Here is a 21118-nt window from a genome sequence, read left to right on the forward strand (position 1 = left end):
GCAGCCGTCGTGTTCAGCAGATCACAAAGACACCTTCCCGACGCAGAATGCGTTAGCAAAGGGAAATTGCGGCTAGCTTGGAGTGCGGCTTCAGGCCAGTGCCACCCTCAATATAATGAAGGCAGACCATACTCCCGCCGGGCGGGTCCAGAGCTAATCACCAAGAAGGAATTATTTTCTAGTGTCTGTGCTATTCCACAGTGTCAGTGTAATTATGACGGTCTAAGATCGCGGACAAGCCAGCATCAACGCGTGTGCGGTGAAGATCAGTCAGGAGATTGTCATGCACATACCGGTTCACTAAATGAACATAGTATTCAAGAGTGGTTTTAACGTCAGTGTGCCCCAGCATTTTTCTGAGATCTTCGTCAAGCGCTGCATCGTAAACAAAACTCCTGCCTAGTCTATTCTGAGCCTTCAACGCCTCATAAACAAAATATGTGGCACAGGTGTGTCTAAGCATCCGCGCATTGAATCGTAAGGCTTTAAACGAAGTGGCGCGATCGGAGTTACGTGCTGCACTAACTACCTTGCTAAAGTTATAACCCAGCATCCCATATGTGACAACATCGCCTCGCGCGGAGAGGAACAAGTCGTTGTTTCTAGGCGGAACGCCATGTTTAGCCTCATATAGTTGAGCTCGCTGCCGTCTTAAGGGTAGATAATACTCGCAAATCACTCTCCACAGCTTACCCGGAAAATCTATGGAGCGCCATTTCCCCTTTGACTTGAAATAATAATAGATAGATCGGTTATCTAACCCTTCTGGGTGCTCACTCTCATCATAAGGAATGAATCCAGAATTTTCATTTTTCCCTCGATAAGGCAATTGAAAAAGATCAATCGGTCGAAGTCCGGTGATTCGTATGATCGCTGCGATGATTTGATAGACAGGATCATCCATGGCGCCGAGAGCTATTTCATAATCAGTTTGCCTTACAAATTTCTGCATTTCTCGTTGATGCAAAGCTGGTCTACCGCTGGGTAGATTGAATCCCAGGGTGGTAACTTTAACCCCTGGATCGATATGGGACAGGAATTTCTGGTCCTTCAGCATGTATCGGATATCTGACCTACTGATATCCAAATAATGTTTATAGCCCTGCCTTTCGGCCCACTGATAGAAGCTCCAGACCCTTGCTGCAATGTGATACATGGTTTCGTGAGACGGACCATCAGGAAGCGCATCCGTTGGAGATGCTATGTGAACAAGGAAGGCATCAAAAACATCCTCATCCACCAACTGCCAATTCTGCGCGCCAAATACAACTTCAGAACCTTCGATTTGGCTATCGTCTAACCACTGCAAAAACCTTCTCAGGATATTCGCATAGTTTCTTGTCGTTTCATCACTCCTTGAGCCTATCTTCGAGACAGCCATCGCCCACATGGTCGGTGCTTCAAGGATGTTGTGATTATCATCAAAAAAAATTCCTACGCGCTCTCGCATATAGCCAGAGTGGCTGGCCAAACCGTTTCCAAAATGAAGGATACACACAATTATTTTGGCCTTGATAAGGGGTACATCAGAAGTGATTTGGAAACTTCATTTAAATACTGATTGAACTGAAAAAGCGAAGCAGACAAGTCACTTAGCCGCTGCTCTAATTCCGCGTCATGAGTTAAACCATTCCGCGGAGCACAATTGGTATCCGCACTGCGAACGTGTAGCACCCCATGTTCTCTTAATTCGGATTCCAGGTCGCGAAGCAGAGCTACTACCTGAGAGTTTTGATAAATTAAGCTTCGCTTAATCCTACATGCCGCAACCAGCTTTACCCTTGAAAGCTTAGTCATATCTGCTGAAACGAAAACCGCCCAGTCTCCCAAGCGGCGACGCTCTTCAATAAACGATTGGAAACGCTTCAGGCCATTCATTGATTTCAAGCCAAAATGATTGAGTCAAAATTTTCGATGAATTGTATTTCTTCGAAGCGTGCAGCCACACTTTTGATAAGTGAAATATTCAATTCAAGAGCCGCACCATTGAACTGCTTTTCGGCTCTAGATATACAGGCATCAAGCCCTATGCGAAATCGAACACAGTGCACAGGTACGTTAAATGCTTTCCTAACCCTAGAAGCTAACAAATTCCGAATTGAAGCTGTTTCACTTGCTCCGCTCACATATAAGGATACGCCTGGGGTAGGTGGCTTGTGATTTTCAATCCAAGATGATTTGCCGCACATTGGTAGACCGCACAATATGTAGACTGTGGTAACAAGTGAAGATCGATTAGATAGCGAATCCAGTTTCTCCAGAAAATCCAGAATTGCCTCAGGTTCTGATAGTGTATTAGGTACTTCCAATATACTTTTTGAAGTAATAATTCCTGATACAGCAGGAGTTAACGATTCAGCAAGAGCCGCCTTGAGATCTGCGCGCAGAATCGCATTCTGGTTCTTCTGATGAGTTAGCTCTTGAAGGAGCTTAGCCTTCTCCATCTGCTTAGCAGGTTTTTCACTAGTCAACGCAAAGTAATATTGTAATCGGTCAATCAACTGATTATATGTGGTGTTAGCGCGCTCCCTTAGTAGGGCCAGCTGCTCCTCGAACTCTTTCAGTCGTTGATGTATTTCTTGAGTGCTTTTGAGTGGTTGTTCGAGAACAGCACTTGAGTCCTCTGCATCACTCCCCGAATGAAATGTCCCTTTGATGGCTTCTCTGACCTTTACCCAGTCAGGATCGTGCTTTTGATTGATTGTTGCGCGAGCGACACCGGATAATTTAGCAACCTCCATCACTGACAACTTTTTTCGGCCGCCTTTGTGGAGCGCTGAAATAGTCGCATACACCCGATTTAGGAGATCTTGATTAGCCATTCGCTACCTGTTTTAGGAAATTATGTGCTTCATCCCCTACAACCTCGTGAAGTCGCTTAAAAGCTTCAGCGATACGCCTCTGAGAATACTCTTTCTGAGTCGCTCCACAGTACCTGTGCTTAATCATGTTGTCGTGGAAAATTATCTCATTCTTTAAGGATGGAACATTGGCCTCGACAAATGCAGCATGTCTACAATTATACGGGTCACAAGCAAACAAATTTGGATGAAGTCTCGACCCAGGGCTATCATTCTTGGCATCACAAGGTGACTCGCTGGTAAGGCCTGGCGTTCGCAAACAGATTGCAAGATTCGTTCTATGCAGAAGCTTCACGCCTTCATCAAGCAAAGATGCGACATACTGACTTAAGCTCTCTTTCCCCGCGTTTTGCAATTTAGCCCTGAGTATTGGAGAAGAGTTAGCAGTCTTGGCCAATCTTTTTCCGCCAATACCCCCAATTTGTCCAGAAATTACGCCTTGCAAAACCTCGACGAGAATTTCCGTATTCTCCTCAATCAACGTAGCTTTGACTTCGTCGTTCACGCCCGGTAAAGAAAGGATATACCTTAGCGTCATTTTTAAGCTTCGGTGAGAAAAAAGGCGCTTAATAATTTCTAGATTTCGCGAATCTTGATGAATTATATAAAGGGCTAGTGACTTCCGATAACGATGTGGGTGTACTTTATAATCAATCCCTAGGGTACCTGCCACTCGATTGCAAGCTCGCTCAACCCCGGAGCTATGTGGAACGTTTCCAAAACTGGACATTGGTATCTTGGCAAACAGATAGTCGTGCTTTCCGTAAGCACGAGCATCGCGCCCCAATTCGACAATAACATCAATTGCATCCGCAGCAATTTTGGGGATGGGTATTGTTTTTATATCGCCCTGTGAAGAGATAGATGTTTTGAAAACAGTATAAGTAAGCCAGTAGCCATCAGCCTTAAACGAAAGACAATCCACCTTAAGTCCAACGACCTCTGATCGGCGCATGCCAGTAAGACAAAGAAGAAGCACGATGCACGCATCTATCAGAGCTACAACGATGCTAATCACAGTTGCGTGATTTAAAAACTGCCCCTCATTATCCTCATACTTTCTTTTCATGATTTCTATTCCCCACCAGGGAGTACCGTTATCTAGCAACTTAGGCTTATAAGCCATAAATCTTTCGATACCCTCAGCGGACGCTGTCGAAACACCAAAACTTAACATGGCAAGCTTTTCGGGATTCTCAAAAGCACCAGCTATCGTTGGTGCAAAATTTTTGTACAGCCACAGGACATCGTCACTGTAGTTTTCAACAAAACCAACACAGTATTTAAATATTCCTGCATAATCATCGAGCGGAATTGGTTCGAAAGGTCGAGAGGATTCGTCGTATTCTCTTCTATATTTGGCGACAAGCTCTTTTGTTACGTATGAATCGTATAGCGAGTACTCGGGCGGAAGCATTCCCAGCGATGACAGGTCCTGCCAGAAGGACATTATGTAACAGAACTCCCACTTAATCCCGGTGGTGGGTAGCGACTCTATATAGTAATGCACGCTCGACTTCGCCAAATCGCTCACCGTCCTAAAATCTGGTGAATTTTCAGAGCCTAAATATAGGCCCTCGGCATGAAATAAACCGACAAGTCTTAATATTTTAATTTTAACTCCCTCTAGAGAGGAATAGGCATTAAGACGACCATGAATTGCGAAATGCGGTACACGGTAAAATAGCAGCGCCCTAGCAATATACGCCCAGTGTTCGTGTCCTGCCGCACAGACATTCACACCATACATGTTGACATAATCAAGATTGATGCGAACGGAGAGGCCATAGGGGGAGGGGTAATCCCTAAAATCCCAAACCGGATCGCCGAAAGAACTTCTTGGACTTACCCTTATATAGCTCCACTCGTTCTTGTCTATTTTGGAAAGATTGAGTGTATTTGAATTGTTGCAAATTATCCCAAACGAAGAGTCGTCACTCAGAGTCTCATCATCTTCTTCATCAGTAATAGGCTCTGACTCTTCCTCGTGATAACCCAGTTCGCTCCTTATTTCTTCTAAAGCGGCTTTCAATTGGTCGCGTGTTGGAGTTGTCATGAGGGTCCTATCATTGTCAATGGCAGTGCATAACCGTTATGTTTCGATTGATCTATTGCCTCAGCAAGCTCAATCGGGTTCCCCCATCCCTCTAGAACCCCATTCCACCCTAAATACTCAGCTCGATAGCTTTTCTCCCATTCTAAGGGATTTAGCCGCTCCCTCAGACCGTCAAGATCGGAAACTCGTCTTGCAATAAAAGGTAATGCTTCTTTGAAGATCACACACTGTGAGCATAACGGACAACGATTGAAGTAGTTGCAGGACGTATCTGTGCTAAGAAAATTTTCAGCGCCTGGCCAGTCTGGTTGCTTTGAATTTAGACAACTTGCAATGAATGTCTGACCTTCCGGAGAAAGCAACTGTATTACTGAATCTTCAGAGGAATTTAGCTTGGCGACTAATGGGGCAACAACTGAGCGTAGTTCTTCTTTGCTGCCGCAGCGTAGCGTGGCTTCACGCAGTTTGGCTAAAGACACATCTGTAAGAAGATTTGCTGAGTAACTTCTAAAATCCTCTTCATGCTTGCTTTGAATCTTTCTTAGGCGACCATTTAATATTTCAGTCGACCCCCAGTCACTATCATAATTGTTTACTGTGGTGTCGATATCCGAATGCCCCATCATTGTCGAAACTTCGTCAATATCTAAACCTTGTTCTCTCCGTCGAGTTTCATAGGTGGTTCGTAGACGTTTTGTTTCAATTTTGGGTGACTTGGTATCCGTATCCAGTTTTATGCCGTGGCGGCGGAGAAACTCCGTTGAAGCGGGCCAAAAATTCGTAGTGGTCACCGGCGTGCATAACCGACCAAACATATTCCACAGATTTTTCGAGATGACACACTGAAATAAGGTGCCCGGTAGATAATGAGGCGACGAAGAATGTTCTCTGACTTTCTTGGCAACAAAATGCAAGATTTGATAAGCCCCAAATTTATCGCGCTTGTTTGATCTGTGCATTTGGCTTTTGTCGGACCGACCTTTGAATCCATAAATAATCGCATAGTCATCATCCAGAAGGTCGTCCTCAATGTGATCTTCTAGGTTATCGCTTATCGACACAATAACCTCAAAATTCCAGCCCGTCTGCAACATCACAAAGAGAAAGAATGGGAATAAGGTTCCCATTGTGAAAGCCACTCGGCTGATGTATGCCATTTGACCCATTTCATAGGGTAGATGCTCTGGCCCAACCCTCATATACATCAAGGCCAACCGTAATCTTCTTTCCAGTGTCGAGTATTTTTTGTTCGTTCCGTGAGCGGCGTTTTTATTCCACTCAGAGGAAAATAAATGTCCAGCTGCCTCGAAGGTAAATTGCATAGGCCAATCAGGATAGAGCCTTCCTACATTAGCAGTGGCAATTAGACCAGACTCTTCTCGATCACAGCCATACACTAATCCACGTTCACTGACCTCGGTACCAACGACAGGGCGTCCTTTTACTGCCAGTTCATGGGCGCGTGTTCGGTAAATTGCGAGAAACTGCTCTATACTTATTCCATTTTCCCGTATGTATTCTTTAACATCGCCAGTGTGGCGTATAACCCACTCAAATCCCTTTATGTGCGTCGCCTTGATCGAACCGTTAGATCTTTTAGTCTGTTCCTTTATGGTTAGATCAAACATCAAGTTTTCCAATGAAAGATCATATTCCAGCATTGTCTTTGCGTCTTTTACTACATGGTCGTAACTCTCCATCCATTTCATAATGAACTTAATATCAATCAGGCACCCTTCTATAAGTTTATTGTGAATCTCTCTGCTATATCCCTCTGTTACTTGCTCGTTTGACGCCGGTCCAGTCGGCCATTGAAACTCTTTGCCGACCCAGTCCTGCCCTTTATATTTGTTTTTCAACGAGAGGAAGATGTTTTTTATTGCGCCGTATCTTTTTCTATTTACGGTGCGGCCCGGATACGAACGAATTAGAAATGACCTAAAATTTAGGCACACCTGCCCATCGACATCAGCAACACCATTGACTGATTTGTTGATCGGCTCAGCGCTATTTAGGAACAGCACAAACTCTTGGATTGAGTAATAGATGTCTTGATGGGATTGATAGGTGATCAATCTCTTTGCGGCATGGAGCTGCGCACCTATAAGTAATTGCTGAACAATTAATTTATGGTGCGGATATTCGGTGACAAGATCGGTGAAGTCACGGACGAAGTCCTTTGTGCCTCTGGTCTTGTTTTGGACAATCAACCCTTGAGCTGAAACATCAGCTTGTCCCCGTGCAATGCTTCTTTTTTGAATTGCTTGGGGGGTGTTTTCTGGCAGCTTGCGCTGGAGGGGCGGTCGTTCACTCGACTCAAGGGCAGACTTGGAGAAGGGCTTGCGTGGCATCTGACCTCCAATGGGATTGGGTCTTTAGCCAGCAATATCAAGCATTACTAGACAGTCTGGCCATACATTTATGTTCGACGATAACAGGTCGAGCTGCACACATCGGTGAAACCGTAGTAGCTCGCGCATTCGGACTCGGAGAGATCGGTGTCGATGTAGGCGATGCCCCAGGTAACCCCAACGAAATCGCGGGTCAGCTTGGCTTCCCACTCGTGGTAGGCGTCAGAGCTTTCGCCGCGGGCGGACCAGAACAGCGGGTCCTTGAAGTCGTTGCGCCCGTAACGCAGCTTCAGGCCCACATCCAGGGGCAGGGTGTTCTCGTAGCTGATGTAGCTGTAGAGCGTGTCCTGCTTCTCGCCGATCAGGTTCTTCGCGTCATTGGAGTACTGGGCGGCGAGCTTGAAACCATAGGCGCCGAGGATCGCGTACACCTCGCTCTGGTTGAACTGGCCTTCTTTCGGGTAGCTGTACTTGATGTAGCCGAGGTCCAGGTTCACCTCATCGGTGGCCTGCCAGTACCAGCCGGCGAAGTAATCCACTTCCTGGCGCGTCTTGAGACCGAAGCCGAAGTCGACGTTCGAGGTCCACACCCCGGCGTACAGGCCGCTGCGATGGAGCAGGGTGGCGCTGGCCTGGGCCGCCGGGTCGTTCTGGGTCTGGGAGATGCCGCGGGTGCGGTAGTCGCTGGCCAGCGCCAGGTCGACCTGCAAGGAAAAATCGTCGTTCAGTTCAATGGCCTGGCAGGCGAGTGGAGCCAGGGTGAGCGCGAGGAGGGTGAAGCGTTTCATCGAGGGTTTCCCGTTGTTGTGATTGTTCGGGCAGATGCAGGCAAGGCTTCGCCAGCCCCCGCCAAGTGGCGGGGGATGCGTGCGAAGCAGGGTCTTTCTTGTGTTTAGAGCGCAGCGTTGAAGACTTCGCGGCCGGCGAACCAGGTTTTCAGCACCTGGGTGTCGCGCAGGGCTTCGGGCTCGACCTGGAACACGTCGCGGTCGAGGAGGATCAGGTCGGCCTGCTTGCCGGGTGCGAGCGAACCGATCTGCTTGTCGAGTCCAATGGTGCGGGCGGAATTGAGGGTGTAGGCCTGGAACATGGTTTCCCGGTCGATTTCCTCGGCGGCGTTCAACACGCCTTTCGGACCCTTGCGGCTGACGGCCTGGTAGATCGCCTTCCAGGGTTCGGGCGTGGTCACCGGCCAGTCGCTGGCGCCGGAAATGGTCGCTCCATTCTTCAGTAGCGAGCGGGCCGGGTACTGGTACTGGAAGGCCATGGCGCTGATGTAGGGCTGCACCAGGTCGATGCTGACCTCATCGGCGCTGGCCCAGTAGAGCTGCATGGAAGCGATCACGCCGAGCGGCTTGAAGCGGGCGAATTCCTTCGGGTTGACCATCTGCAGATGGGTGACCGAATGAGCGATGCCGCTCTGACGGTCCTTGCGCGCCTGCTCGATACCGTTCAGGGATTCGCGCACCGCGCGGTCGCCGATGGCATGGACATGCACCAGCCAGCCACGGGCGTCGGCCGCGCTGACAAGTTCGCCGAAGTGCGCGGGGTCGATCAGCAGCTCGCCACGCTTGTTCGAATTCTTGTAGGGATCGAGCATCGCCGCAGTCTGTGCTGGAACTTCGGCTACCCCATCGGCGAAGACCTTGATGCCGGGCAGGGTGAGGTTGGGCACGTCCTGGAACTGCTGGCGCACCTTGTCCAGGGTGTCGAGGTCGGCGGGACGGCTCTTCGGGTTGGCCACCAGCAGCGCGGCGACATGGGCGGTCAGCTCGCCCTTTTCGGCCAGTGCCTTGTAAGCCGGCAACACACCCAAGGTCTGGGCGGTGGGTTTGAAGTCGAACAGCGGCTCGCCCGGTGCCGCGTTGGCGGCCGGGTCCATCCACGCGGTGATGCCCAGGCTGAGGTTGTAGCGTAGTGCCGAGCGGGCGGCCTTCAGCAGTTGTTCGGCCGAGGCTGGCGGGAGCTGCGCCATCACCGGGTCGAGCCCGGCATCGGCGAGGAAACCATTGGGCTGGCCATCTTCGTGATGACCGATGGTGGCCTGCGCCTCGCCCTTCAGACTCTTCACCATTGCGGCGTCGACGCCGGCGCGTTTCAGCATCGTGCGGTTGGCCCAGCCGGTATGGTGGTCCCAGCCGAGGAAGAAGATGGGCACGTCGACCCATTCGCCCTGGTTGAAGCGTTGCTCCATCTCGGCCACCTGGCCCCAGGCAGCTGAAGGCATGCCGCTGACGCTGAGCGCATCGCCATGCCGCGCCTTGCCGTTGTCGCGCCACTGGCGCAGGCGTTGCTCCAGTTCCGCCACGGGGATCAGTTGGCCGCCCATGGAGGCCGAGTCCAGTTCCAGGCCGCCGAAGATGGCGTGGGAGTGGGAGTCGATAAAGCCTGGCATCAGCACCTTGCCGCCGAGGTCGACCACCTGGGTGCCGGACTCCTTCAGGCGCAGGACTTCGGCATCGCTGCCCACGGCGCGAACCTTGCCGTCTTCCACGGCCACGGCCTGTTGCAGGGCCTGGCCGGGTTCGGCGGTGTAGACCTTGGCGTTGTGCAGGATGAGATCGACGGCCGCGAAGCTTTCCATCGAGGAACAAGCCAGCGCGACGGCCAGGAGGGTAGGGGCGAAGGTTTTCATCGGGTGATTTCCGGTTCTTGTTGGTCTGCCGGTGAGCCTAACCAAGCCGATGAAGCGACAGAATGCTATGTTCTCGCACAACTTTTGTGCCGATCCGGAACAGATGAATGGACAAGCTCAGCGCGCTCAACATGTTCGTCGCCACCGCCGAGTACGGCAGCTTCAGTCGTGCCGCTGAGCAGATCGGCAAGACACCTTCCGCACTGACCAAGGCGGTGGGGCATCTGGAGGCCGAGCTCGGCGTGCGCCTGTTCGAACGCACCACCCGTCGCATGGCGCTGACCGAGGCCGGCCACATCTACCTGGAAGGTGCCCGGCAGGCCCTGATGCAACTGCAACTGGCGGGTGAAGAAGTGGATCAGCTGCAGGACGAGTTGCGCGGCAGTTTGCGCCTCACCGCGCCGCCGTCCTTCGGTCCGGCCTTCCTGAGCGAGGTGTGCTGCCGCTTCATGAGCGAGCACCCGCAGGTGCGCCTGGAAGTGGACCTCAACGACGCCTTCGTCGATCTGATCGATGGCGGCTATGACCTGGCCCTGCGCGACGGGCCAACTGACCTGCCCGGGCTGATCGCCCGGCCGCTGACGGAAAACCGTATCTACCTGTGCGCCAGCCCCGACTACCTGGAACGTAAAGGCGGGACGGTGACCCTGGAAAACTACCTGCAGCACGACTGGCTGATCTTCCAGCATCCGTTGCTCAACCGGCACTTCTGGTGGCTGCGGCGCAATGGCGAGCGCATACGCTTGCCGCAGCCCGTGCCAAGAATGGCCAGCGACAACTACGACTTTCTGCTCACCTGCCTGCTGGCTGGCCACGGCTTGCAGGTGATGCCGCAATGGAGTGCGGCGCCCTACCTGGTCAGCGGACAAGTGGTTCGGGTGATGTCCGACTACGAGCTGGAGCCCGACGCCTTTGGCCCGTGGGTCCATGTGCTCTACCTGGCACATCGCCGCCGCACCCGCAAGGTGCGGGTATTCATCGAAATGCTGGAGGCCTGCCTGTGGGAGAAAGGGATTGCCTGACTGCGTGGCTCCACATTGTGGGGGCGATTTCAATCGCTAAGGGCAGCGAAGTTGCCCCTTGGAGAGTCTAAGGGCAGGCCTTCGGCCTGCTTAGCGAATGAATTCGCCCCCACAGGGCATCGCACCCCAACCGAAGTAGCCACCCAGCGCTCTTTTTTTCCCTCAATCCTCTGGATAAGCTCGCCTTTCCCGTGACCGCAGCCGAGAACAATTCCATGGCGCAGCAATGGCCGGCCGAAGGCATCGCCCGACTGATCCTCGATGGCTTCGACGATTACCGTGAGCATTTCCGCCAGATCACCGATGGCGCCCGTTCCCGCTTCGAGGAGGCCCAGTGGCAGGCCACGCAGCTTGCGGCGGCTGAGCGGATCGCCCTCTACGAAGTGAAGGTCGGTGAAACCAGCGCGCGGCTGCGTGCGGCCTATGCAATGGACGAGCTGCTGGATGTGCAGCTCTGGCCCCTGGTGAAAAGCGCCTACATCGGCCTGATCGATGTGCGCTTAGACGATGAGTTGTCCGAGACCTGGTACAACTCGATCTTCTGCAGCCTGTTCAGCCACGACCTGATCAGCGACGGCTGCATGTTCATCCACACCACCCGGCCGTCGCTGCGTGTCCACGAGCGCGCGCCGCAGACCCGCAGCTATCGCCCCGCAGGCCGCCTGCATGCGGCGCTCTCGGCGATACTCGACGACTTTCGTTTCGACGTGCATTACGACGACCGACCCGGCGACATCGAGCGCCTCGAAGCCCAGCTGCGCGAGAATCTGCCGGACTGGGTGTGCAAGGACCCGGAGCTGTGCATCGAACTCTTCGCGTCACCGCTCTTCCGCAACAAGGGCGCCTACCTGGTTGGCCGCATCTACACCCGCGATGAACAATGGCCGCTGGTGATCCCGTTGCTGCACCGCGAGGGGCGTGGTATCCAGGCCGACGCCATGATCACCGACGAAGCGGAAGTGTCGATCATCTTCTCCTTCACGCGTTCCTACTTCATGGTGGATGTCGCCGTGCCGGCCGAGTTCGTCGGCTTCCTCAAGCGCATTCTGCCGGGCAAGCACATCGCCGAGCTGTACACTTCCATCGGCTTCTACAAGCACGGCAAGTCGGAGTTCTATCGCGCGCTGATCAACCACCTGGCCAACACCGACGACCGCTTCATCATGGCGCCCGGCGTGCGCGGCATGGTGATGAGCGTGTTCACGCTGCCGGGCTTCAACACCGTGTTCAAGATCATCAAGGACCGTTTCGCCCACGCGAAGACCGTGGACCGCAACACCGTGATCGAGAAGTACCGCCTGGTGAAGAACGTCGACCGGGTAGGGCGCATGGCCGATACCCAGGAGTTCGCCGACTTCCGCTTCCCCAAATCCAAGTTCGAGCCGGAGTGCCTGGCTGAACTGCTGGAGGTGGCCCCCTCCACTGTGGCGCTGGAGGGCGATGTGGTGTTGATCCGTCACTGCTGGACCGAGCGCCGCATGACCCCGCTGAACATCTACCTGGAAAGCGCCAGCGAGGCCCAGGTGCACGAGGCGCTGTATGACTACGGCCTGGCTATCAAGCAACTGGCGGCGGCGAACATCTTCCCCGGTGACATGCTGCTGAAGAACTTTGGCGTCACCCGCCACGGCCGCGTGGTGTTCTACGACTACGACGAGATCTGCTACCTCACCGAGGTGAACTTCCGCGTCATCCCGCCGCCGCGTTATCCGGAGGACGAGATGTCCGCCGAGCCCTGGTATTCGGTGGCGCCCAACGACGTCTTCCCCGAGGAATTCCCGCGCTTCCTCTTCGCCGATATCGGTCAGCGCCGGCTGTTCGCCAAGCTCCATGGCGAGCTCTATGAAGCTGAGTACTGGAAGACCCTGCAGGCCGCCATCCGCTCCGGCAAGGTGATCGACGTCTTCCCCTACCGGCGGCAGGAACGGGAACTCACCGAGGCCATCCAGTAGGGATCATGGTCGAGCACACTTTCTCCCGCGCCACCTGGCTCAACTCCCTGCACATGTCGGCACTCACCGCCGCACTGTTACAGGAGGATGGTATCGGAACCGCGGATGTCCTGGCCGGCAGTGGCATCAGCGAGCAGGACCTGCTCGAGTTGCAGCGCCTGATCAATCCCGAGCAGGAGCAACAGGTCTACGCCAACGCCGTGCGCCTGATGCCTCGCCCCGCCCTGGGCGTGACTCTTGGCCTGCGTACGCGCATTTCCGCCTATGGCCTGCTGGGCTACGCGATGCTCTCTGCGCCGACCTTCGGCGAAGCATTGCGCGTCGGTCTCAGTTACCCGGTGCTGCTGGGTACTTATTTCCGCCTGGCCCTGGAGCAGGACGGCGATACCGCCTGGCTCAGCGCCTGCGGTTACAGCGAGGATGAGTCCTTGCGGGCGTTCAATACCGAGGTGTGCCTGGGCTCGCTCAAGGTTGCCTTCGCGGACCTGCTGGGGCAGCCACTGCCGTTGCATGCGGTGCAACTGGACTACCCCGCAAGCGCTGGCATGGCGCGCCCCTACGCGCGTGGCTTCGGTTGCCCGGTCACCTTCGGCGCCGCCCGCAGCGCCATGGGGTTCGATGCCGCCTGGCTGGCCCGCCGCCTGCCGCTCGCCGATCCGGTGACGCACAAGGAAATGCTCGAACAATGCCGCCGTCAGAACGTCGAGTTCGCTGCCCGTCGCGCCTGGCTGGAGCGGGTGCGCGGCTTCCTCGCCGCACGCCTGCAAGACCCGCCGGGACTGGAAGAGCTGGCCCGGCAGATGAACTGCTCGTCCCGCAGCCTGCGCCGCCACCTCGCTCAGCAGCAGACCAGCTACCAGCAACTGCTGGATGAACTGCGCTTCACCCGCGCCAAGGAAATGCTTCAGCAAGGCGACATGCCTATCTACCGTATCGCCGAGGCGCTCGGCTTCAGCGAATCCGCCAGCCTGCGCCACGCCTTCCAGCGCTGGAGCGGGCAGCCGCCGAGTCATTTCCGGGGTTAGTGGAAGGGCGCAGGGGGAACCTGTGGGGGCGATTTCAATGGCTATGTCTGCGTTAGCTGTTTCCAGAATTCAACAGTCGGTCCAGGCGCCTTGTAGGAGCTAGCTTGCTAGCGAAAAGGAGCCATTCGCTGGCAAGCCAGCTCCTACGGGCAATGCAGCTACTTGCAACACTTACTGCAGACACAGCCATTTCAATCGCCAAGCGGACCGCAGGTTCGCCCTACTTGGCCAAAGGGAACAGCTGCGCTGCCCTTGGCGAATGAATTCGCCCCTACAAAGGATTCGCGTCCTTGTGCCGGTTCATTCGCGAAAGAGAAGCCTATTAGCTGGTATTCAATCCGAGCAAAAATCGGCGCGCTGGCTGATGACATTGCTTGTGTTCATTGACGCTTTGACGCCGGGAATTTTCGGAATCGGTTACAGACCTGCCTCGGCCCGAGGCCCATCTGGCATGGTTCACCCTCTTTGTGCAATGACGAAAAGGAGGAGCCATGAAACAGTTGGAATGTTGGGCACCGCCCACAGGAATTTGGGGGCCTTGGGTGGTAATCGCCGAGCAAATGGGAGGGCCACTCTCTTACAAGGTTGAGTTCGATACTTCGTCAGGATCCTCGACCTTTGACGCTGAGATACGTTACTTCCAAGGCGCGACCGAATCGAGCGACATAGTGGTGGGGCCCGGTACCCACACCTTCACCAGCGGTATCTGCGCCTGCGTTTCCCGGATCAGGTTCAGAAGTCACAGCTTGGGCCAGGTCATTACGCTCACTGTTTACTGAGAGGACATGATGAAGTCGCTTTTCTTTCTACCGCTATTCGTACTTGTTGTTTCGGGCTGCGTCTCTGCGACTTCTGAAGGTGTCCTGTTCAATATCGATGACAAGGACTACTTGCTAACCCGTGAATGCGTGGAGAATTCCATGGTCATGCGGGACCAGGGGCAGCGGTCCTATGTGCACGTGGCGCTGAATGATGTCTGCGCGAAGTCGTTGGCCGACTTCCTGAACTCCCATCGTGGAGGATTGCTGTCGGTGTCCCTGAATGGCCGCGATTTGTCACGCTCACTGCCGATCATGGGCGAGTTCCAGGCCAGTAGCTTGAAAATCGCAATCCCGGATGAGGGGCTGGCTAATGAAGTTCAACGAGTCTTGTCCCCCGCGGTAGAGCCATTGAGCGGTGCTCATCGCGAATGAATTCGCCCCCACTAGGTTCTACGTTGTTGTGGGGGGCGTAGGTTGGTCAGAGCGCAGCGAAGCCCAACAGCGGAGTCACCGGCGAGCCAGGATGTTGGGCTTCGCGTAGCTCAGCCACAACCTACGGGGGTGGCGAGGTGTAGCGACATGGAAGTGGTTACTGGCCATTGATGTTGGCCATATCAATCCCCTATTGGCCGTCCTTGCCACTGCGCAAACACCCCCGATTGCCCACAGAATCCCTCCCTCAATAACAAGACCCTGAATGAGGTGCTCCCCATGTTGACCGTCTACAGCGACGATCACCGTCTCCATTTCGGCCAGTCGGAACTGGTCGACGGCAAACTCCAGCCCTGTTTCGAAATGCCCAGCCGTGCGGACACTGTGCTGGCTCGGGTTCGCCAGCAGGAAATCGGTGAGGTGATCGAGCCGAAGGACTTCGGACTGGAGCCGGTCCTGCGGGTGCACGACGCCGCCTATGTGGAGTTCCTCAAGGGTGCCTGGCATCGTTGGGCCGCTGAAGGCCATAGCTGCGACATGCTCCCCAGCACTTTCCCGGCGCGCCGCCTGCGTCGCGACGGCCCCATTCCCACCGCGCTGCATGGCCAGCTCGGTCATTACTGCTTCGACACCGAAGCGCCGATCACTGCCGGCACCTGGCAGGCCGTGTACAGCTCCGCCCAGGTGGCGCTGACCGCCCAGGACCACATCCGTCAGGGTGCCAACACCGCCTTCGCCCTCTGCCGTCCGCCGGGACATCACGCCGGTAGCGACTTCATGGGCGGCTACTGCTTCTTCAACAACGCCGCCATCGTTACCCAGGCCTTCCTCGATCAGGGCGCGAAGCGCGTGGCCATCCTCGACGTCGACTACCACCACGGCAACGGCACCCAGGAGCTGTTCTACGACCGTGCCGATGTGCTCTTCGCCTCGATCCACGGCGATCCGCTGGTGGAATACCCCTATTACCTGGGCCATGCCGACGAGCGCGGAGAAGGCGAGGGCGCCGGCTTCAACCACAACTATCCGCTGCCCCACGGCACTGGTTGGGACGGCTGGTCCGCCGCCCTCGACGATGCCTGCCGCAAGATCGCCGCCTACGCGCCGGACGCGCTGGTGATCTCCCTCGGCGTGGACACCTACAAGGACGACCCGATTTCCAAGTTCAAGCTGGATTCGCCGGACTACATCCGCATGGGCCAACGTATCGCCGCACTGGGCCTGCCCACCCTGTTCATCATGGAAGGCGGCTACGCGGTGGAAGCCATCGGCGTGAACGCGGTGAACGTGCTGCAAGGCTACGAAGGGGCCGCCCAATGAAGGCCCGCATCCTGCTGGCGGGTGCCCTGCTGGGCGCCTCGCTGAGCGCAGTCGCCGAGCCTGAAGTGCGCATCTACAACTGGTTCGACTACATCGGCCCGAACACCCTGAAGGATTTCCAGGCCGACAGCGGAATCAAGCCCCAGTACGACGTTTACGACAGCAACGAAGTGCTGGAAGCCAAGCTGCTTTCCGGCCATTCCGGCTACGACCTGGTGGTGCCCAGCGACGGCTTCCTGCCCAACTACATGAAGGCGGGTGTGTTCCAGCCGCTGGACAAGAGCAAGTTGCCGAACTGGAAGAACCTTAACCCGGCGCTGCTCAAGGTGCTGGCCGCCAAGGACCCGGGCAACCAGTACGTGATGCCCTACATGTGGGGCACCAACGGCATTGCCTACAACGTCGACAAGGTGAAGGCGGTGCTGGGTGAAAACGCGCCGGTGGATTCCTGGGAGCTGATCTTCAACCCGGACAACCTGGCCAAGCTCAAGCAATGCGGCGTGGCCTTCCTCGACTCGCCCACCGAGGTGATTCCGGAAGTCCTGCACTACCTGGGCCTGTCACCCAACAGCCGCAACCCCGAGGACTACGAGAAGGCCGAGGCGCTGTTGGCCCAACTCCGGCCGAACATCACCTACTTCAGCTCGTCGAAGTTCGTCACCGACCTCGCCAACGGTGAAGTCTGCGTGGCCCTGGCCTGGTCGGGCGGTGCCATGCAGGCCGCCGCTCGGGCGAAGGAAGCCGGCAATGGGGTGAAGGTGGAGTACCGCATTCCCAAGGAAGGCACCGCTGCCTGGTTCGATGTGCTGGCGATTCCGAAGGACGCGAAGAACGTCGAGCAGGCCCACGCCTTCCTCAACTACTTGCTGCGCCCGGAAGTGGTGGCGCCGATCTCCGACCACGTCGCCTACGCCAACCCCAACCAGGCGGCGGACTCGCTGATCTCCGCGGAGCTGCGCGACAACCCCAACGTCTACCCGCCGGCGGAAGTGCAGGCCAAGCTGTTCTCGGTGGAGATGCTGCCGCCGAAGCTGGAGCGCATCCGTACCCGCACCTGGACCAAGATCAAGACCGGGACCTAGATACTTCCCTCATTGGTGTCTGCCTTTTGTGGGGGCGAATTCATTCGCGAAGGGCTGCGTAGCAGCCCCTCAACCTCAATGGGGCAGGCCTTCGGCCTGCTTAGCGAATGAATTCGCCCCCACAGGTTTCCTACCCCAAGTCCCCAGCATCAATCCCCCCGCCAGCACCAGCCCTGCTCCTGCCAAATAGAGCGCCGGTTGCAGGTCGCCGCTGACGTGGCTGCTCACCGCCGCCAGTAGCGGCCCGACCAGTTGCCCGAGGGCGAAGGCGGCCGTTAGCAGACCGACGTTACGGCTATGGCCGTGCGGGTCCAGTTCGCGGGCGTACTGCATCACCAGTTGCATGCCGGCGAGGAAGGGGCCGCCGCTGAGGATCACCCCCAGTACCAGTCCGGCCATGCCCGGCAGCGCGCAGGCGAGGGTGCCCGCTGCCTGCAACCAGAGCGCGACCACCAGCCAGCGACGGGTGCCAACAGGTCGCTGACGACGCAGGCTCACCAGCCACACACCGAACGCAGCCGCCAGGCCGAACGCGGGCCAGAACAGGTCCGCCTGCCATTGGCCATGAAAACGCGCGGCGGCCATCTGCGACAGGAAGGTGGCGGGAATGATGTAGCCCAGACCCACCAGGCCATAGGCCGCGAGCAGCGCATACAGTGCGCGAGGTCGTTGCCCTGCGGGTTGCTCGGTCGCCGTCGCGGTTGGCTGGGGATTCGGCAGCAGCGGCTGGACGATCAGGGTGAGCACCAGGGCGAGGCCGCCGAAGGCGAGCCAGATGGCGGCGGAGCCCTGGCCCAGCAGGTTCAGTTCAAGGGCCAGGAGCCCGGTCAGCATCACCCCGAAGGCGGGGCCGGCGAACACCAGGCTGCCCAGGCGCGGCCGATTGGCTTCGGCGGCGATGCGCTGGCTGAGGCCGGTCACGACTACCAGCACCCAGGCGCTGGTCACGCCCAGGCCGAAGCGCAGCAGTGCATGGGGCCAGAAGCCTTCGACCGGCACCGAAACCAGCGTCAACAGGGCGGTGGCCCAGAGGCCAAGGATCAGGCGCAGCCGCGCTTGGCGCGGCGAGCTGGCGCGAAAAGCATCCAAAGCGCCGACCAGATAACCCAGGTAGTTGGCCGCAGCCACCAGGCCAGCACCGGTCAAGCTCACCTGGCCTTCAGCGATCAGGTGCGGAAGTTGCGGCGTAAGAGCGAAACGGCCGACCCCCATGGCCACCAACAGGGCCGTGAAGCAGGCAAGCAGTCGGATCAGCGGGGACATGGGGAGGACTCCGGAGCAGGTCATCGGGATTCCATCCTAGGCACTGGTGTTGTTCATGAAAAGCGAATAAAAAAGAACGCAGTTGTTCTCTTTTGTTGAATGGTGAATCCATGGAACTCAGCCAGCTCCGCATCTTCCAGGCCGTGGCCGAAGAGGGCTCCATTACCCGTGCAGCGTCCCGTCTGCACCGGGTGCCATCGAACCTCTCCACGCGGCTCAAGCAGTTGGAGGAAAACCTCGGCGTCGAACTCTTCCTGCGCGAACGCCAACGCCTGACGCTGTCGCCCGCGGGCAAGGTCCTGCTGGGTTATGCCGAGCGCATGTTCGGCCTGCAGGCAGAAGCCGAAGCCGCCTTGCGCGGTGGTGAGCCCGCCGGGGATTTCGTCATCGGCTCGATGTTCAGCACCGCCGCCATCCACCTGCCGCCCATGCTGGTGCGTTATCACCGCGCCTGGTCGGCGGTGAATCTGCAGGTGCGGACCGCACCCAGCGGCGAGTTGTTGGATGGTCTGCTCGGCGGCCGACTCGATGCGGCTCTGGTGGATGGGCCGGTGGAGTTCGCCGAGCTGGATGGGCTGCCGATGTTCGAGGAGGAAATGGTGCTGATCACCGAGGCCAACCATGGTCCGGTGCGCTCGGCCGAGGATGTAGCGGGTCTGGAGGTCTACGCGTTTCGCCAGAGCTGTTCCTACCGGCGACGCTTGGAGGGCTGGTTCGTGGCTTCGCGGGTGCCGATGTCGCCGCCCATGGAAATCGAGTCCTACCACAGCATGCTGGCCTGCGTGATTGCAGGTGGCGGCATCGCCCTGGTGCCGCGTTCGATGCTGAACAGCCTGCCGGGTCGGGAAGAGGTACGGGTGCATGAACTGGGCGCGCCGTTCGACCGCGCCACCACTTGGCTGATGTGGCGCAAGGGCATGCTCGGGGCCAACCTGCGCGCCTGGATCGACCTGCAGCAGGGCAGCCGTCAGGAGGCGTAGAGAAGATCGCGCTTCACCGATCCGCCGTAGGAGCAGGCCTGAATGCGGGAAGCGATTCCCATCGGCAATTGCACTGAAGTCGCGGATATCTCGGACTTTTTCTCCAGTAGGATGTTTCCTGGATACCGTTCAGCGGTTTGATTCAGATCAGTAGGAAATTTCCGGGTGGGCGTATTTTGGATCTTGCCGGGAGCAACTAAGCTCCAGACGAGGGTGGTCCAAGAAGCAAGGGCCACCCGACCAACTTCCCAGGAAAGGGGGTCGAGCATGAAGAAGCGGCTAGAGGCGTGGATGTGGCAATTGGGTGTCGCGCTGGGCCTGATCGAGGCACCGCGCCTGCAACCCATTCCGGTCCGTAGTGAAGAGCAGCGCCGTCTCGCAGAGCAGCGCCGCCAGAAAAGGTAACCGGTTTACTCGTGGGCCTTTAGCCAGCTGTCTGCAAGTTGGCGCAGCCGCTCACCGGAAAAACTGGGGAAATGACCGCCATGCACGGTGCGCACCGGAAGGTCGCGCAGCCGTGTAAGGCTTTTCGCGTAATCCTCCAGATTCGAGTGGTAGGCGTTATCGATCAGCGGGCCGTCATAGACGATGTCGCCGCTGAACAGCGTTTGCGTCTTCGCTTCCCACAGGCTGATGCCGCCCGGTGAATGACCGGGGGTATGCAGCACCTCCAGGACCCGATCACCCAGGTCCAGCACATCGCCCTCATCGATCAGCCGCGTAGCCGGTGCCGCCTTCACGCGGTATTCGGCATAGCACAGCGGGCAGTCCGGGTGCGCTTCGAACATCTCATCACCGACATAGTCCGTCGCCAGGGTATTGGCCCCGGTGGGGGTGGCCAGGATGTCCGCTTCCGCCGGGTGAACCAGCCGCTCGGTGAATTCGTGGTGGCCGGCGATGTGGTCGAAATGCGTGTGGCTGGCCACTGCCAGCAAGGGCCGCTGGGTGAGCCAGGGCAGTTGTTCGCGCAGGCTGACCACGCCGGAGCCGGAGTCCACCAGCAGGTCACGGTCGCGGCCCTGGATATGCCAGATGTTGCAGCGGTAGAAAGGCCGCACGAAGGGTTCGCTGATCAGGCTGATGCCGTCGTAGCGGTGCTCGACTTCGAACCACTGGTCGCGGCTGACGATTTTCATGGGGTGCTCCGTGCCGGTTGATGCCACGTGGCTGACTGTGGGGCGGAAATCTGTGGGGGCGAATTCATTCGCGATGGGCGGCGTAGCCGCCCCTGGATGGTCGAGGCAGACCTGCGGTCTGCATAGCGAATGAATTCGCCCCCACAGGAAAGCCATGCCTTCAGCCTAGTCGTAGCTCGATGGGGAATAAAAAAAGCCCCGGTCGGCGGGTGCCGGACCGGGGCGGGAAAAGCCGCCTCCGG

General features: G+C 56.8%; 18 protein-coding genes. 9 read left to right on the plus strand and 9 right to left on the minus strand.

The window, feature by feature from the left end; translation table 11 throughout:
* Positions 1–190 precede the first annotated feature (190 nt).
* From DM872_RS04230 to DM872_RS04255, 6 genes are all read right to left on the minus strand, one after another.
* Positions 191–1471 (minus strand): site-specific integrase, encoded by a 1281-nt coding sequence (locus DM872_RS04230; RefSeq protein WP_179058284.1) that lies wholly within the window; start codon positions 1469–1471, stop codon positions 191–193.
* 412 nt (positions 1472–1883) lie between these two features.
* Positions 1884–2822, minus strand: coding sequence for a hypothetical protein (locus DM872_RS04235; RefSeq protein ID WP_179058285.1), 939 nt, complete (start codon positions 2820–2822; stop codon positions 1884–1886).
* Positions 2815–4917, minus strand: a complete 2103-nt coding sequence (locus DM872_RS04240; protein WP_179058286.1) for a tyrosine-type recombinase/integrase — start codon at positions 4915–4917, stop codon at positions 2815–2817. Before DM872_RS04240 ends, DM872_RS04235 begins: the two co-directional genes overlap by 8 nt.
* Positions 4914–7268 (minus strand): site-specific integrase, encoded by a 2355-nt coding sequence (locus tag DM872_RS04245; protein WP_179058287.1) that lies wholly within the window; start codon positions 7266–7268, stop codon positions 4914–4916. The genes DM872_RS04240 and DM872_RS04245 overlap by 4 nt, the downstream gene beginning before the upstream one ends.
* A 68-nt stretch (positions 7269–7336) precedes the next feature.
* Positions 7337–8056, minus strand: a complete 720-nt coding sequence (locus tag DM872_RS04250) for a TorF family putative porin (protein WP_179058288.1) — start codon at positions 8054–8056, stop codon at positions 7337–7339.
* A 104-nt stretch (positions 8057–8160) separates the two neighbouring features.
* Positions 8161–9903, minus strand: a complete 1743-nt coding sequence (locus DM872_RS04255) for an amidohydrolase (RefSeq protein WP_179058289.1) — start codon at positions 9901–9903, stop codon at positions 8161–8163.
* A gap of 107 nt (positions 9904–10010) precedes the next feature.
* Here DM872_RS04255 and DM872_RS04260 point away from each other — a divergent pair, with 107 nt between their 5' ends.
* The 7 genes from DM872_RS04260 (at position 10011) to DM872_RS04285 (ending at position 17497) form a co-directional block, all read left to right on the plus strand.
* On the plus strand, positions 10011–10925 hold the full coding sequence (locus DM872_RS04260; protein WP_179058290.1) for a LysR family transcriptional regulator: 915 nt from the start codon (positions 10011–10013) through the stop codon (positions 10923–10925).
* Between the two features lie 215 nt (positions 10926–11140).
* Positions 11141–12877, plus strand: a complete 1737-nt coding sequence (aceK, locus tag DM872_RS04265; RefSeq protein ID WP_179058291.1) for a bifunctional isocitrate dehydrogenase kinase/phosphatase — start codon at positions 11141–11143, stop codon at positions 12875–12877.
* 5 nt (positions 12878–12882) lie between these two features.
* The gene (locus DM872_RS04270) at positions 12883–13902 is read left to right on the plus strand and encodes an AraC family transcriptional regulator (RefSeq protein WP_179058292.1); all 1020 of its coding nucleotides are present in this window, start codon (positions 12883–12885) and stop codon (positions 13900–13902) included.
* Between the two features lie 491 nt (positions 13903–14393).
* Positions 14394–14681, plus strand: coding sequence for a colicin Z C-terminal domain-related protein (locus DM872_RS30835; RefSeq protein WP_373273676.1), 288 nt, complete (start codon positions 14394–14396; stop codon positions 14679–14681).
* A gap of 6 nt (positions 14682–14687) precedes the next feature.
* A complete protein-coding gene (locus DM872_RS04275; protein ID WP_179058293.1) occupies positions 14688–15095 on the plus strand; it encodes a hypothetical protein in 408 nt (135 codons plus the stop codon).
* 279 nt (positions 15096–15374) lie between these two features.
* Positions 15375–16415, plus strand: a complete 1041-nt coding sequence (locus DM872_RS04280) for a histone deacetylase family protein (RefSeq protein WP_179058294.1) — start codon at positions 15375–15377, stop codon at positions 16413–16415.
* Complete coding sequence (locus DM872_RS04285) at positions 16412–17497, plus strand: extracellular solute-binding protein (RefSeq protein ID WP_179058295.1); 1086 nt, start codon at positions 16412–16414, stop codon at positions 17495–17497. Before DM872_RS04280 ends, DM872_RS04285 begins: the two co-directional genes overlap by 4 nt.
* 75 nt (positions 17498–17572) lie before the next feature.
* On the opposite strand, the gene DM872_RS04290 is transcribed toward DM872_RS04285, so the two are convergent.
* A complete protein-coding gene (locus tag DM872_RS04290; RefSeq protein ID WP_179058296.1) occupies positions 17573–18760 on the minus strand; it encodes an MFS transporter in 1188 nt (395 codons plus the stop codon).
* Between the two features lie 110 nt (positions 18761–18870).
* Between DM872_RS04290 and ptrR the strand changes: the two genes are divergently transcribed.
* A complete protein-coding gene (gene ptrR, locus DM872_RS04295) occupies positions 18871–19740 on the plus strand; it encodes a putrescine utilization regulator PtrR (RefSeq protein WP_179058297.1) in 870 nt (289 codons plus the stop codon).
* Here ptrR and DM872_RS04300 read toward each other — a convergent pair.
* Entirely contained in the window at positions 19728–20009 is a 282-nt protein-coding gene (locus DM872_RS04300) for a hypothetical protein (RefSeq protein WP_179058298.1), read from the minus strand. The genes ptrR and DM872_RS04300 overlap by 13 nt on opposite strands.
* Here DM872_RS04300 and DM872_RS04305 point away from each other — a divergent pair.
* Complete coding sequence (locus DM872_RS04305) at positions 20008–20145, plus strand: PA1414 family protein (RefSeq protein ID WP_179058299.1); 138 nt, start codon at positions 20008–20010, stop codon at positions 20143–20145. The genes DM872_RS04300 and DM872_RS04305 overlap by 2 nt on opposite strands.
* Positions 20146–20150: 5 nt before the next feature.
* Here DM872_RS04305 and DM872_RS04310 read toward each other — a convergent pair whose 3' ends face one another.
* Positions 20151–20876 (minus strand): MBL fold metallo-hydrolase, encoded by a 726-nt coding sequence (locus DM872_RS04310; RefSeq protein ID WP_179058300.1) that lies wholly within the window; start codon positions 20874–20876, stop codon positions 20151–20153.
* Positions 20877–21118: the final 242 nt, after the last annotated feature.

This window comes from Pseudomonas taiwanensis, from assembly GCF_013393345.1.
Taxonomy (GTDB): Bacteria; Pseudomonadota; Gammaproteobacteria; order Pseudomonadales; family Pseudomonadaceae; genus Metapseudomonas; species Metapseudomonas resinovorans_C.

Coding starts and splice junctions, on each gene's coding strand:
- DM872_RS04235 (WP_179058285.1), bottom strand. CDS start 2,822: ATGGCTAATCAAGATCTCCTAAATCGGGTGTATGCGACTATTTCAGCG.
- DM872_RS04240 (WP_179058286.1), bottom strand. CDS start 4,917: ATGACAACTCCAACACGCGACCAATTGAAAGCCGCTTTAGAAGAAATA.
- DM872_RS04245 (WP_179058287.1), bottom strand. CDS start 7,268: ATGCCACGCAAGCCCTTCTCCAAGTCTGCCCTTGAGTCGAGTGAACGA.
- DM872_RS04250 (WP_179058288.1), bottom strand. CDS start 8,056: ATGAAACGCTTCACCCTCCTCGCGCTCACCCTGGCTCCACTCGCCTGC.
- DM872_RS04255 (WP_179058289.1), bottom strand. CDS start 9,903: ATGAAAACCTTCGCCCCTACCCTCCTGGCCGTCGCGCTGGCTTGTTCC.
- DM872_RS04260 (WP_179058290.1), top strand. CDS start 10,011: ATGGACAAGCTCAGCGCGCTCAACATGTTCGTCGCCACCGCCGAGTAC.
- aceK (WP_179058291.1), top strand. CDS start 11,141: ATGGCGCAGCAATGGCCGGCCGAAGGCATCGCCCGACTGATCCTCGAT.
- DM872_RS04270 (WP_179058292.1), top strand. CDS start 12,883: ATGGTCGAGCACACTTTCTCCCGCGCCACCTGGCTCAACTCCCTGCAC.
- DM872_RS30835 (WP_373273676.1), top strand. CDS start 14,394: ATGAAACAGTTGGAATGTTGGGCACCGCCCACAGGAATTTGGGGGCCT.
- DM872_RS04275 (WP_179058293.1), top strand. CDS start 14,688: ATGATGAAGTCGCTTTTCTTTCTACCGCTATTCGTACTTGTTGTTTCG.
- DM872_RS04280 (WP_179058294.1), top strand. CDS start 15,375: ATGTTGACCGTCTACAGCGACGATCACCGTCTCCATTTCGGCCAGTCG.
- DM872_RS04285 (WP_179058295.1), top strand. CDS start 16,412: ATGAAGGCCCGCATCCTGCTGGCGGGTGCCCTGCTGGGCGCCTCGCTG.
- DM872_RS04290 (WP_179058296.1), bottom strand. CDS start 18,760: ATGTCCCCGCTGATCCGACTGCTTGCCTGCTTCACGGCCCTGTTGGTG.
- ptrR (WP_179058297.1), top strand. CDS start 18,871: ATGGAACTCAGCCAGCTCCGCATCTTCCAGGCCGTGGCCGAAGAGGGC.
- DM872_RS04305 (WP_179058299.1), top strand. CDS start 20,008: ATGAAGAAGCGGCTAGAGGCGTGGATGTGGCAATTGGGTGTCGCGCTG.
- DM872_RS04300 (WP_179058298.1), bottom strand. CDS start 20,009: ATGCTCGACCCCCTTTCCTGGGAAGTTGGTCGGGTGGCCCTTGCTTCT.
- DM872_RS04310 (WP_179058300.1), bottom strand. CDS start 20,876: ATGAAAATCGTCAGCCGCGACCAGTGGTTCGAAGTCGAGCACCGCTAC.